Origin of the sequence: Amycolatopsis dongchuanensis, from assembly GCF_039542405.1 — a bacterium.
GTDB classification, from domain to species: Bacteria; Actinomycetota; Actinomycetes; order Mycobacteriales; family Pseudonocardiaceae; genus Amycolatopsis_E; species Amycolatopsis_E sacchari.
Window position 1 is genome coordinate 1 of the sequence record NZ_BAABIB010000158.1, and the last position, 12,644, is coordinate 12,644.

A 12,644-nucleotide genomic window follows, 5' to 3' on the forward strand; every position below is an offset into this window, starting at 1 on the left:
CGCCGACTGACTGCAACACCAGCCCCACCAACCACAACACGAGTTACGAGACATCCCTTAGGTGATGCGCGGTGTGGCGGCCGCCTCGGGGACGACTGGTGGCGCGCCCTCGCCTTCTTCCGTGGCGGCCCCACAGGCCGCCAGCGCGGCGGCGGTGAGCGCCGCCGCGACCACCCTGGTGAGCCTCCGGGGGATTCCGGTTCCCGCTGACCGTTACCTCGACTTCAACGCCCTCGCCCTCCAGTTCTCGGCGTGCGACGACGCATTGACGCCGTCACCAGCGAAAACTAGGGGAGGGCGCGGTGCGTGCGGATCCCCTCGACAGTGACGATCGCGCCGGCCGCGCCCACCGGCCGCCCATTCGGGACCACCGGCAGCCCGGCGGCCACGAGCTCCGACTGGACGACACTGGCCAGTGCCTCCAGCCGCCAGCGCTGGTCCGGGTCCACCACGGGCGGGCTTTCCGTCATGGCCCGATCTTGGCAGAACCCCCTGACAGTTCACGCCGGCTAACCCACCAGCGACTGCGTCCCCAGGACGGTGACCAGCGCGAGGCGGTCAGCGTCCTCGCTGCCCGGTTCGGCCGTGTACACCATGATCCGCAGGTCGCTCCCGGCCACGGTGAGCACGTCGCAGTCGAGCGTCAGCGGGCCGGCCTCCGGGTGGTCGATCGTCTTGCGGGCGGCCTCGTGGTGTCCCGCGACGGCGGCGTGCCACAGCCCCGCGAACCGCTCGTTCTGGGTGAGCAGGTCCGACACCAGCCGCTGGAGCCGCGGGTCGGCGGGGTAGCGCGCGGCGGTGGCGCGCAGGTCCGCGACCAGCGCGGTCTCCAGTGCGTGCCGCGACTCCGGGGTGTGCCGGACCCGGTCGTTCAGGCCGAAGAAGTTGCGCCACACCGCGTTGCGTTCGTGGCCGTGCCACCCGGCCGGATCACCCATGAGCGCCGCGTAGGGCTGGTTGGCCAGGAGCAGCGTCCACGCCGCGTCGAACACCGCGACCGGGGTTCCCGCCATCCGGTCCAGTAGCCGCTGCACGCTCGGCGTGAGGTATGCGGGCACGCACTCCGGGCCCGGCGGCTGGAGCCCGCCCAGCTGGAAGAGGTGCCTGCGCTCCGCCGCCGACAACCGCAGCGCCCTGGCCAGTGCCTCGACCACCTGGACCGAGGGGTTGGTCGCCCGCCCCTGTTCGAGGCGGATCACGTAGTCGACCGAAATGCCCGCCAGGTGGGCGAGTTCTTCACGGCGGAGCCCGGTGACGCGGCGTTGACCGCCCGAGGACAGTCCCGCGGCCTCCGGCGACACCCGCTCACGCCACCGGCGGACCGCCTGCCCGAATTCCTTCGTCCCCACGAAGTCCAGTATGTCCTCGCCACCCCGGCGCCGCCTGGTACCGGCGTTCCCAGGAAGCCTGAGGACCTGGCTGGCCACCGGAACAGGCGGCAACCTCGGTGGCATGGACACCGCGAGACCGGTAGTCGGCTTCATCGGGCTCGGCGACCAGGGCCTGCCCATGGCCACGGCCATCGCCGAGGCCGGGTTCGCCCTGCACGCCTGGGCCCGGCGCCCCGCCTCCCTGCGGGGTCTGCGGGACGTGCCGCACGTCCGCCACGACAGCCTCCAGGAGCTGGCCGCGGCGTGCGACATCGTCGGGCTGTGCGTCAGCACGGACGAGGACGTGCTGAACCTGGTCACCGGCGGGCTCCTGGACGGGCTGCGTCCCGGCTCGGTCGTGGTCAACCACGGCACCGGCCTGCCCGCCAACGCCGTGCGGTTGACCGAGATCTGCGCACCCGCCGGGGTGGCGGTCCTGGACGCGCCGGTCAGCGGAGGGCGGCCGGGCGCCGAGGAACGGCGGCTCACCACCATGGTCGGCGGCCCGCGTTCCGCCGCGGACCGCTGCGAGCCCGTGTTCTCGTCGTTCTCCCGTCACGTCGTCCACCTCGGGGAGGCGGGTGCCGGACAGATGGCGAAGCTGTTCAACAACGCGCTGCTCATGCTGAACCAGGCCAACATCGCCGAAATCGTCGACTTGGCCGCGAAAGCGGGGGTGGACCCGGTGCGGCTGACCGGCGTGCTGAAGCTCGGCAGCGCGTCCAGCGCCGCGTTGACGCTGCTGAACACGATGGTGACGCTCGACGTCGTCGACCACCTGTCCGCCGTGGAGGCACTGGACATGGAGCTGTTCGACGCGGCGATGCGCGAGTCCGGTGTGGACGCCCGGCCGGTCACCGAACGAGGGCTGGCCGGTGCACGCGGCCTGCCCGGGCTGCTGCGCAGCCTCAACCCCTGAAAACTCCCGGAAAGGAAGAGAAGATGGACAAGCTCGCACTCGTCACCGGTGCCACCTCCGGCATCGGCAGGGCGTTCGCCGAACGGCTGGCGGCCGACGGTTACGACCTCGTGCTCGTGGGCAGGCGCAAGGAGCGCCTGGAGGAGTTCGCCGCGGCGCACCAGGACGTCAAGGTGCACACGGTCACCGCCGATCTGTCCACTCAGGACGGAGTCGACGAGGTGGCCGAACTCTGCGCCACGGAACCGTTGACGCTGTTGGTGAACAACGCCGGTGTCGCACACTACATGCCGCTCGCCGAGCTGCCGGCCGGGAAGGCGAGCGAACTGGTCAACGTCAAGGTCCTGGCGCCCACCCTGCTCAGCCGCGCCGCCGTCGCCGGGATGCAGGAGCGTGGTGAGGGCACGATCGTCAACGTCGCCGGCATGATCGCGTTCAGCGGGCCGGCGCCGCACTCGGTGATGCCGCGCCGGGCCGTCTACGGTGGCAGCCTGGCCTACCTGGTCGCGATGTCGCAGATCCTCAGCGCGGAGCTGGAGGGCAGCGGCGTCCGGGTGCAGGTCGTGTGCCCGGGTGTGGTCGCCACCGAGTTCCACGAGCGGCAGGGCATGGACCTGAGCGCGGTGCCGCGCATGTCGGCCGAGGACGTCGTGACCGCCAGCCTGCGCGGCCTCGAGCTGGGGGAGGTCGTCTGCGCCCCGGGTGTCGAGGACGCCGGTCTGCTGGAGGCGGTCTTCCAGGCCGACCTCGCCGTCTTCGGGGGCCAGAGCCCGGAGCTCGCCACGCGGTACCGGGCCGGGTGAGGTTTCAGGACACCAGCTGCGGCGTCGGCCCGGAACGCGTCGATTGCCAGGGCGGCGAAGCGACGTGAGGCATCGGGTCGGTCGCCCTCACGCCGCTGTTGGCCATGATGATGAGGATGAGGTCCTGCACGACGAAGTCGGGGCGGAGCTTTCCGGCTGCCTTCGCGCGGCGGGCCAGTTCGGCCGCGTTCGTCAGGGTCGCGGCGCGGGTGTGGTCGAGCGCCCGCGCCTTGGGGTACGCGGAGAGGAACGCGGCCGTGACGCCGCGGTCCTGGGCGTGCAGCTCGAACACCCGGTTGATCAGGGTGCAGAACCCGTGCCACGGATCGGGATCGGCGAGCGCTTCCTCGACGATCGCGCCGCATTTGCCCATCTGTTCGGTGAAAGCCTCCCCGCATCGGCACGGCCAGTCCTTCCGCCGAACACAGCGTGCGGGTGCCTGTTGCTCGTGGTCGGACCGGTGACGCTGATCAGCGGCAGCTCACCAGCAGCGGGGTCAGCACGGTGCATGTGGTGCTCGCGAAGTCGTTCGACGCGACGGGATCGAGGCTCGCGGACGCCGTCTGCCGGGCCGTGAAGGTGTAGGGCAGCCCGAGCGAAAGCAGGCTCAGCGGCACGGAGAACGTGGCCGTCCGGGCCTCACCAGCGGGAACGTCGGGGAAGGTGCACGCGACCGTGCCCGCTCCCGGCGTGCAGCCGCTCGCGTTGAGGCCGGACGGCAACGTGGTGGTGACCACCGCGTCCTGCACCGGGCCCGGGCCGAGGCTGCGCACCGAAACCGTGAACTCCAGGCGTGGCACGAGCAGGCCCAGCTTCGGGGTGGCGGTGAGGCCCACGGCGCCGTCGGCCTTCGCGGTGACCGTGAGCGCGGGACCGTCGATGGGCGGGGTCGCGTAGTTGCTGCCGGAGAGCTGGCCCTGCAGGGTTTCCTGCAGGTTCGGCGCGCCGGGCGCGATCCGCAGCGTGAAGGTGACCGTGGCGGAGGCGAACCCGTCCAGCGCTTCGGGCAGCGTCGCCTGGAAGCCGCCCGGCAGGGTCGTGCAGCTCGCCGAGCAGTCCACGAGCGACGCGTACTCCGTGAGGGCGTCGGGGGTGCTGAACAGCCGGACGGTCGGGTGCAGGATGGAGAAGTCGTGGACGTTGGTGACCTTTTCGGTGACGGTGACCGTGTCTCCGGCGAGCACAGACGCCTGCGACACGCTCGTCTCCACTTCGGCCGGGTCGGCGGCCGCCGACGGGGCCGAGGCCATCACGAGCCCGGCCGCGACCAGACCTGCCAGAACCGTGCGCTTGCGCATGGGCCACCTCTCCTTCGGCGTCGGACGGGTATTCGTCCAAGCGGTGGAATCCGTTACGCCGTGGGAAGAACTACCGCGGAGGCGGGGTGGGGCGGGAATCGCTCACCGCTCCTTCGAGGCAGGTGAATGACCCGCTCCGCCCTCGCCCGCCGCGGTGCTGCCGGTCAGTGGAGGAGTCGCCAGGACCGGCTAGCGCGCGGTAGTCCTACCGCGCCTTCAGCTCCTCCAGGTACACGGCCACCTCCGCGACGAGCCGCTCCGGGCGTTCGCGGGCGATGAAGTGGCCTTCGTCTTCGAAGAGGACCGCCTTCGAACGGCGGACGTTCCTCGCCGCGCGCAACGTGGACTCCGGCGAGATGACGCCGTCGCGCAGGCCGGCGAGGATGAGCACCGGCAGGTCGATCGTGCGCAGGATCGCCGCGAGTTCGTCGTTCGTCTTGGCTTCCGGGAACGGCATCCCCTGGTTGATCCGCGCCTCTTCGTCGCTGTACTCGAGGTGGTGCCGCACGAGCGCCGCGATCGTCTCCTCGCGGACGGCGGCCTGTTCCGGCGTGTCCGTGGCACCGCCGAGGATGCGGAACTGCTCCTCCAGCACCCCCGTGTCCTTCCGGTTTTCGACGATCGCGCGCCGCCCCGCCGACGACGACGTGTCCCCGGCACGGTCGTGCGGCGTGCCCACCACCGACACCAGCGCCTTCAGCCGTTCCGGATGACGGCGTGCGATGTGCCAGCCGATCCCGGCGCCGTGCGACACTCCCGTGTAGACGAACCGCGACACGCCCAGGTGGTCGGCGAACGCGAGCACGTCGTCCGCCCACTGGTCGAGCCAGCCCTGCTCCGGCGGCGCGCTGAGGTGGCTGGACCGCCCGAACCCCCGCGCCTGGATCGTGAACACGTGGCAGCCGGTGGGCGCGTCCGCGAGCACCGCCGGGTACCGGTCGAAGCCGGACGCGCTGGACAGCACCACCTCGTCACCGCTGCCGTACTCGTCGTACCACAGCTTGACGTCCTGCAACTCGAAGAAGGGCATGGGAAACCTCCGGATTCACGATGAGGGGAGCAAGTGCAGGGCGCGCTGCTCCGCCGCGGCCAGCAGCGGTTCGGCCTCGCCCCAGAGCAGGAAACCCTGATCCACCAGGGCGAAACAGCTTTCGCGGTACCGGGTGAGGTAGTCTTCGGCCGTGGGGTACCGGCTGCTCAGCAGCTCGGCGGGGAAGGGAGTCATGTTGCCCGTCAGCCAGGTCATGGCCTCGGGCTCGATCATCGGCATCCACGGCGAGGGCACGCACGCCCCCGGCACCGGCGTGCTGTGCGGGTGGTACCGCGCGACGGGAACCTCCACCCACGGCGTGCGGATGCCGCCCAGGACGTTGCCCTGGTCGTCGCGTGCGAGGTCGCCGTCGGCGAACGTGAACCGGTCCGCTCGCGGAGGCGGCGTCCCCTCCGCGACCCACCGGTCGAGGAGCGAAAACACCGCGCGGGCCACGAAATCGAGCCGCGCATCGCTGGGGGTCTCGACGATCCGCTGGCTGGGCACCGGCAGCCCGCGGCGCCGGTACTGTTCCTGGTTCGTCAGAACCTGCCGAGGGCCGGTGCTGTCGTGGGAGGTGCCCGCGATTTGGTAGAGCCGGTAACGGTCGTCCGGCTCGTCGCTGTCCGGGCGCAGGACCGGTTCGTGGGTTTCCGACTCGGCCTCGCTGAGCAGTTCGACCACCGGGACGTCGTGCCCGCCGATGGTCCGCCGCGCGTCGTCCATCGGGGGCATGTCCGACAGGCCCGGGTAACCGGCGCGTTCCGCGCCGCCCGAGGAAATGGCGACCACGTACCCGTCGAACACCGGTGCGCCACCGGGCAGGCGCCGCCGTTCGTGGAAACCTTCGCCGAGGAACACGCGGCAGAAGCTGCCGGTCATCGACCAGCCCGAGAGGTACGCACGCACGATTTCCGGCCCGTCCCAGAGCTTTCCGGTCCGCAGCGCCGTGACGACGTCCGCGACGATGTCGTAACGCAGGCTCGGCGCGGGGATCGAGAGCGAGCCGTACCGGCCGGGATCGAACTCGGTGCGCAGGGATTCGGCCATCCGCGGTTCCTGCGTGATGCCCACCCACGCCGCGCCGGTCCGCAGGATCCACGGATGCAGCGCGCGCCACGTGGGTGCGGTGTCGTACTCCGGGTGCAGCGGTTCGGCCTGCACGACCCCGTTGAAACGCGCGGGATCCACCGGTCGTCGGACGAGGATCCGCGTCGTGTAAGGAACTTCGCTGTCCTCGGGTACCGCGCGCATCCGCGAGTCGTACGTCCACGTGGTCGCGTTGCCGCTGAAGAGGTACTCGTCTTCGCGGTACCCGGCGGATTCCAGGTCCACACCGAAACCGGTGCCGGGAAGCCGCGCGGTCCCGAGCGGCGCCGTCATGCCACCTCCTCGACCTGGACGGCCGGCAGATCGCCGTGGCGGTGGCAGGTGACGATCCCTCCCGCAGCGCCCGGTTGAGGCACCGGTTGCCGCTGGAAACACGCGTCGACGGCGAAGCCGCAGCGGTGCGCGTACGGGCACGAGTCGGCCAGAGGCAACGCGGGGCCGCGCTGGACGCGGTAGCTCTCCCGCAGTTCCCGGCGCCGGCGTTGCCGCGCCGGGTCCTGCACGGGAGCGGCCGCCAGCAGCGCCCGCGTGTAGGGGTGCTGGGGCGACCGGACCAGCTCGCGGGCGGTGCCGGTTTCCATGACGCGCCCCCGGTAGAGCACCAGGACCCGGTCGGAGATGTGCTCGACGACGCTCAGGTCGTGCGAGATGAACAGGTAGCTGACGCCCAGTTCGCGCTGGACGTCGGACAGCAGGTTGAGGATCTGCGCCTGGACGGACAGGTCCAGCGCGCTGACCGCCTCGTCGCAGATGACGAGCCGGGGCCGGACGACGAACGCCCGCGCGATCGCGATCCGCTGGCGCTGGCCGCCCGAAAACTGGGCGGGGTAACGGGAAGCGGCACCCGCGGGCAGCCCGACCAGTTCCAGCATCTCCGCCACCCGCCGGCGCACCTCGGCCCTGTCCCCGCCTTTCCGGGCGAGCAGGGGCTCGGCCACGGTGTAGCCGACGGTCTTGGCCGGGTCGAGCGAGCTGACCGGGTCCTGGAAGACGACGCCCATGTCGGTGACCGGGGTGCGCCGCCGCACGCGCCGCGGGTCCAGCTCGACGCCGTCGAACCGGATCGTGCCCGAGGTGACCGGCGTGATGCCCAGGATCGCCTTGGCGATCGTGGATTTCCCGGACCCCGATTCGCCGACCAGCCCCAGCGTCTCCCCGGCGGCCACGGTCAGGTCGACACTGTCCACCGCGCGGAAGCTCTGCCGCCGTTTGACCGGGTAGTCGACGCACAGCCCCTCGACTTCGAGCAACGCGGTCACCGGCTCACCTCCTCGCCGAGCAGGGCTTCGATCCTGATGCAGCGCGAGATCCGGTCTCCGGAAAGCGCTTCCACGGGTATCGCTCCCTCCGTGCACTCCGGCCGCGCGAGGTCGCACCGGCTCGCGAAGCGGCAGCCGGTCGGCCATTCGTGTGGTGAGGGCACCGCGCCGGGGATCGCCCGGATGCGTTCGCCGAGCGGGGTGTTCTCCGGGCTGGACTGCAACAGCGCCCGCGTGTAGGGGTGCGCGGGCCTGCTGAAGATTTCCGCGGCGCTCGCGGTCTCGACCACCTGCCCGGCGTACATGACGACGACCTTCGTGCACAGGTCGGCGACGACACCCCAGTTGTGCGTGACGAGCAGGATCGCCATGTGGTTCTCCCGCTGCAGCGAGCGCAGCAGGTCGAGGATCTCCGCCTGCACGGTCACGTCAAGCGCGGTCGTGGGTTCGTCGGCGATGAGCAGCTCCGGGCGCCCGGCCAGTGCCATCGCGATCGCGACCCGCTGGGCCATCCCGCCGGAGATCTGGTGCGGGAACCGGCGGGCGACGCCCTCGGGGTCGGGGATCTCGACCATGCGCAGGAGCTCGACCACCCTGGCGCGCAACGCCGCGCCCTTGAGGTCGTCCACCGCGCGGACGACCTCGGCGACCAGCGACCCGATCCGGAAGGACGGGTCGAGCGCGGCCATCGGCTCCTGGGAGATCATCGCGATCCGCCTGCCGCGCAGCTCGCGGAACGCGCGCTGGTCCAGACCGTGGATGGGCTTGCCGTCGAACACGACCGCCCCGGAGGCGATCCGGCAGTTGCGGGGCAGCAGGCCCATCACGGCACGCGCCGTCATGGTCTTGCCGCTGCCCGATTCGCCGACCAGGCCGACGGTCTCCCCGGCCTCGATGTCGAAGCCGACCCCGTCGATCAGGGCGAGCGGGTGCTCACCATCGGTCGCGACCGACAGGTCCCGCACCGAGAGCAGCACGTCTTCCCGCGGTGTGGCACCGGTGGCCGGGGCCGCGTGGCGCCTGCGGCGAGCCCGGGGTGCGGCGGCCTGCTTCTCCGCGTTGGCATCGCGGACGACGTCACCCAGCACGCCGAACGCGAGCACGGTGAGCGCGATGGTGACGCCGGGCGGCACGAGCATCCACGCGTCCTGGTTGAACACCGAAGCGGCGTCGGCGACCATGCCGCCCCACGTCGGCGCGGGCGGGGGCGGTCCCAGCGACAGGAACGTCAAACCGGTCTGCACCCCGAGCGTGACGGCCGCGAACAACGACGCCTGGACGACGATGACGCCGCGGCAGCGGGGGAGCACGTGCCGCACGACGACCTGCAGCCGTGACAGGCCCATCAGCTCGGCCGCCGTCACGTACAGCTCCTCGCGCGCGGCGAGCGCCGCCCCGCGGACGACCCGCATCAGCCCCGCCGAGCCGAGCACGCCGAACGCGATCATGGCCGACGTCATGCTGCGGTCGAAGATCGACAGGACCGCCAGCAGGATGATGATGACCGGTACGGACATCACCACCTCCGCGACACGCATCGTGATCCGGTCGAAGGCGCCGCCGCGGTACCCGGCGAACAGTCCACAAGGGACCGCCACGACCAGCTGCGCGACGACGGCCTCCAGCACACCGAGCAACGAGCTGCGGCCGCCGTGGAGCAGCCGGCTGAGCAGGTCGCGGCCCAGGCTGTCGGTGCCCAGCCAGTAGTCGCCCGAGGGCCCCGCCCGGACCGCGGACAGGTGCTGCGCCAGCGGGTCGTACGGCGCGATGAGCGGCGCCAGCACGCAGGCGAGCACGAGCAGGACGAGGAACGCGACGGCGATCGCACCCCGGGGCGACGTGAGCACGGAGCGGACCAGGCTCGTGCCGGACGCCGGAGGGGCGGTCGCCGGTTCGGGCACTGTGGTCATGACGCCCGCACCTTCGGGTTGAGCACGCCGTACGCGAGGTCGACGAGCAGGTTGATGACGATGACCACCACGGTGAAGTAGACGCCGATGCCGAGGATGACGGGCAGGTCGTGGTCCGTGGTGGCCTGCGTGGCGAGGCTGCCCAGCCCGGGGAGCACGAACACCCCCTCGACGAACACCGTGCCGCTGAGCATCGAGACCGCGACCACGCCCAGCACCGTGACCACCGGGATGGCGGCGTTGCGCAGGACGTGCTTGAACACGATCCGCGATTCCGCGACGCCGTTGCCGCGCAGCACCCGGATGTAGTCGGTGTCCAGCACGTCGAGCGCCGAGTCGCGGGCCTGCTTCGCCACCGCGGTGATCCCGAACAGGCTGAGCGCGACCACCGGCAGGACCAGCGAGCGCGCCCACTGCCCCGGCGACTCGGCGAACGGCACGTAGCCGGTCGCCGGGAACAGGCGCACCTTCACCGCGAACAACGCCACCAGGACGATCGCGACCCAGAAGTTCGGCAACGCCAGCCCGGCCAGCGACAGCACGTCGACGACGCGTGCGGCCGGGCCGCCGCGCACCGCGCTGAACAGGCCCAGCGCGGTGCCGACCACGGCGCTGACGACCACGCAGCACAGCACCAGCGACACCGTGATGCCCAGCCGCGTGTTCAGCGCCGACACGACGTCGTCGCCGGTGAACAGCGAGGTGCCGAGATTTCCGTGCAGCAGACCGGAAAGCCAGTTCCAGTAGCGTTCGAGCCACGGCTGGTCGAGCCCCATCTGCTGGTGCAGCGCCGCGATGCTCTCCGGGGTCGCGGCCTGCCCGAGCACGGTCTGCGCCGGATCGCCGGGCACGAGCGACTCGAGCGCGAACACCACCACCGAGACCAGCAGGATCAGCGGGATCGACAACGCGATCCGGTGGGCCAGCAGTTTCAGCACGGCAGTCGTCCTCCTTCCCGCGTCATCGGTTCCCCCAGGCCTACTTGTTCCGCCAGGCGAGTTCCGGCGTGGGCGCGACCGGCATCGGGTTGGGGTTGAGCTCCGAGGTCTTGACGTTGTCCAGCTTCGGGCTGACGTAGAGGAGGTTCTCGGTGGAGAAGACCGGCACGTACCAGGCGAGGTCCTGGTAGCGCTGCGAGGCCTGCTGGTACAGCCGGGTCCGCTCGGCACCGTCGGCCGCGAAAGCCTGCGCCAGCGTCGTGTCCAGCTGCTCGTCCTTGTGGCCGAACGGGTTGAACAGCCCCGCCGAGATCTGGTTGTGCACCTGGAACAGGTCGGTACCCGCGCTGGGGAAGATGATCGCGGCGTACTGCTTGCTCAGCGCGTCACCGGAGAACTGGCCGATGCCGGTGGCCTCCACGTGCAGGGTGGCCTTGATCCCGATGGCACCCAGAGCGTCCACAATGGCCTGTGAGTAGGTCGTGTTCCGGTCGATCACCGACTCGGTGAGGACGGTCAGCGGGAACCCGTCGGGGTAGCCGGCCTCCGCCATCAGGCTCTTCGCCTTGGCGAGGTCGTAGGTGTAGCCGGCCTCGGGGACGTACCCGTCGAGGCCCGGCAGCAGGACCTGCGTGCTGGGGCCGGCGTACTGGCCGCCCAGCGCGTTGGCCAGGCCCTTGCGGTCGAGCGCGTACGCAATGGCCTGCCGGACGCGGACGTCGCCCAGCGGCTTGCTGACCGTCCCCGCCGCGTCGGCGAGGATCAGGTTCCAGTTGAAGAACGGCGCCGAGAGGACCGTGAGGTTGGCCTGTTTCGCGGCGTCCACGGTGGCGGAGCTGCCGGCCGCGAACTGCACCTGCCCGGTCTGCGTGGCGGACAGCACCGCCTGCGCGTCCCCGATCACGCGGATGCTCACGCCGCCGAACATCTGGGCGGAGGGGTTGAAGTAGGCCGGGTTCTTGTCGTAGTCGTAGCGGCTGTTGGCCACCGACGTCTTGCCGTTGTAGACGTACTGCCCGGTCCCGTCGCTGGTGGTCAGCAGCGACTGCGGGTCGGCAAGGCCCTTCGGCCCGATGATCGAGCCGATCCCGTAGTACTGCGTCATGGTCATGGCGGCGTCGGGGTTCGCCGACTTGTACGTGACGCGGACCTTGTCGGGGGCCGCCGCCGTGATCGAGTCGATCGGCCCGGCGTTGCTGACGAGTCCGCCACCCGCCTTGAGGAAGTAGTTCATCGACGCGACGGCTGCGTCGGCCGTGAGCGGGCTGCCGTCGGTGAACTTGACGCCCTGGCGCAGGGTCAGCTCGAAGACCTTGTTGCCCTCGCCGACGTAGTGCCACTCGGTGGCCAGGTCCGGGACCAGCTTGCCGTCGCCGCTGAGGTAGATCAGCGGGTCGTAGGCGAGCGCGGTGTACATCGTGGACAGTCCATTGCCGCCCAGCGCGGGGTTCAGGCTGATCGGCGGACCGGTGAACTGCAGGGTGAGCTTCGACGCGGAACCGCTGGACGGCGAGCCGCCGCCGGCCGGCGAACAGGCCGCGGCCGCGAACAACGCCAGTGACATCGCGGTGGCGGTGGCGAGCACAGCGGGGGCGCGCCGCCTGCCCGGCGAAAGTCTGCGCATCGTGTCCTCCTCGACACTGGGGAGCGGCCGAACGCCGGCTGCCCGGTGCGCGCGCAGCCGGTCGCCGTCCGGCGAGTGTGGGCTGGACCATAAGCCGGAGATCTTCCGACTGTCAATGATTCTGTCGTGTATCGGCTGGACCTGTGCTGGTGTGACCAACGGGTTTGATGATGCACGTACCGTGACTGACAGGGAGTTTTCGGTAAAAACGCGGTACTTTCCCATCACATCTTGTCAACTTGTGTCGTGCTAAGTCATGCTTGGACGAGTTCCGTCGCGCTGGTGCGGCTGGCCCGATCGCAGGCCGGTTATGCTTCGTCGACCCGGGGGGGTGTCCCTATGTGGTTGTCAAGCGGCGGCGGGCGTGTTTTTGGGTTGCGGGG

At 70.7% G+C, this 12,644-nt stretch carries 12 protein-coding genes; 2 read left to right on the forward strand and 10 right to left on the reverse strand.

What is annotated here, in order from left to right:
- Nucleotides 1-287: 287 nt before the first annotated feature.
- Entirely contained in the window at nucleotides 288-470 is a 183-nt protein-coding gene (locus ABFX51_RS36285) for a hypothetical protein (protein WP_346056499.1), read from the reverse strand.
- Nucleotides 471-509: 39 nt separating this feature from the next.
- Nucleotides 510-1,349, reverse strand: a complete 840-nt coding sequence (locus ABFX51_RS36290; RefSeq protein ID WP_346056500.1) for a helix-turn-helix transcriptional regulator — start codon at nucleotides 1,347-1,349, stop codon at nucleotides 510-512.
- Nucleotides 1,350-1,452: 103 nt separating this feature from the next.
- Between ABFX51_RS36290 and ABFX51_RS36295 the strand changes: the two genes are divergently transcribed.
- Together ABFX51_RS36295 and ABFX51_RS36300 are read left to right on the forward strand one after the other, a co-directional pair.
- Entirely contained in the window at nucleotides 1,453-2,289 is an 837-nt protein-coding gene (locus ABFX51_RS36295; RefSeq protein ID WP_346056501.1) for an NAD(P)-dependent oxidoreductase, read from the forward strand.
- Nucleotides 2,290-2,312: 23 nt separating this feature from the next.
- Nucleotides 2,313-3,092, forward strand: coding sequence for an SDR family NAD(P)-dependent oxidoreductase (locus ABFX51_RS36300; RefSeq protein ID WP_346056502.1), 780 nt, complete (start codon nucleotides 2,313-2,315; stop codon nucleotides 3,090-3,092).
- A gap of 4 nt (nucleotides 3,093-3,096) precedes the next feature.
- Here the strand turns inward: ABFX51_RS36300 and ABFX51_RS36305 are convergent, their stop codons facing one another.
- The 8 genes from ABFX51_RS36305 to ABFX51_RS36340 all read right to left on the reverse strand — a co-directional run bounded on the left by ABFX51_RS36305 (nucleotide 3,097) and on the right by ABFX51_RS36340 (nucleotide 12,261).
- A complete protein-coding gene (locus ABFX51_RS36305) occupies nucleotides 3,097-3,465 on the reverse strand; it encodes an SbtR family transcriptional regulator (RefSeq protein ID WP_346056503.1) in 369 nt (122 codons plus the stop codon).
- Nucleotides 3,466-3,562: 97 nt separating this feature from the next.
- Entirely contained in the window at nucleotides 3,563-4,390 is an 828-nt protein-coding gene (locus ABFX51_RS36310; protein WP_346056504.1) for a hypothetical protein, read from the reverse strand.
- A 205-nt stretch (nucleotides 4,391-4,595) separates the two neighbouring features.
- Complete coding sequence (locus ABFX51_RS36315) at nucleotides 4,596-5,420, reverse strand: alpha/beta fold hydrolase (protein WP_346056505.1); 825 nt, start codon at nucleotides 5,418-5,420, stop codon at nucleotides 4,596-4,598.
- Nucleotides 5,421-5,435: 15 nt separating this feature from the next.
- Nucleotides 5,436-6,803, reverse strand: a complete 1,368-nt coding sequence (locus ABFX51_RS36320; RefSeq protein WP_346056506.1) for an alpha/beta hydrolase domain-containing protein — start codon at nucleotides 6,801-6,803, stop codon at nucleotides 5,436-5,438.
- Nucleotides 6,800-7,789: an oligopeptide/dipeptide ABC transporter ATP-binding protein gene (locus ABFX51_RS36325; RefSeq protein WP_346056507.1), complete on the reverse strand. Its 990-nt coding sequence runs from the start codon at nucleotides 7,787-7,789 to the stop codon at nucleotides 6,800-6,802. Before ABFX51_RS36325 ends, ABFX51_RS36320 begins: the two co-directional genes overlap by 4 nt.
- The gene (locus tag ABFX51_RS36330) at nucleotides 7,786-9,699 is read right to left on the reverse strand and encodes a dipeptide/oligopeptide/nickel ABC transporter permease/ATP-binding protein (RefSeq protein ID WP_346056508.1); all 1,914 of its coding nucleotides are present in this window, start codon (nucleotides 9,697-9,699) and stop codon (nucleotides 7,786-7,788) included. The genes ABFX51_RS36325 and ABFX51_RS36330 overlap by 4 nt, the downstream gene beginning before the upstream one ends.
- Nucleotides 9,696-10,637 (reverse strand): ABC transporter permease, encoded by a 942-nt coding sequence (locus tag ABFX51_RS36335; protein ID WP_346056509.1) that lies wholly within the window; start codon nucleotides 10,635-10,637, stop codon nucleotides 9,696-9,698. The genes ABFX51_RS36330 and ABFX51_RS36335 overlap by 4 nt, the downstream gene beginning before the upstream one ends.
- Nucleotides 10,638-10,677: 40 nt before the next feature.
- Entirely contained in the window at nucleotides 10,678-12,261 is a 1,584-nt protein-coding gene (locus ABFX51_RS36340) for an ABC transporter substrate-binding protein (RefSeq protein ID WP_091508701.1), read from the reverse strand.
- Between the last annotated feature and the right edge of the window lie 383 nt (nucleotides 12,262-12,644).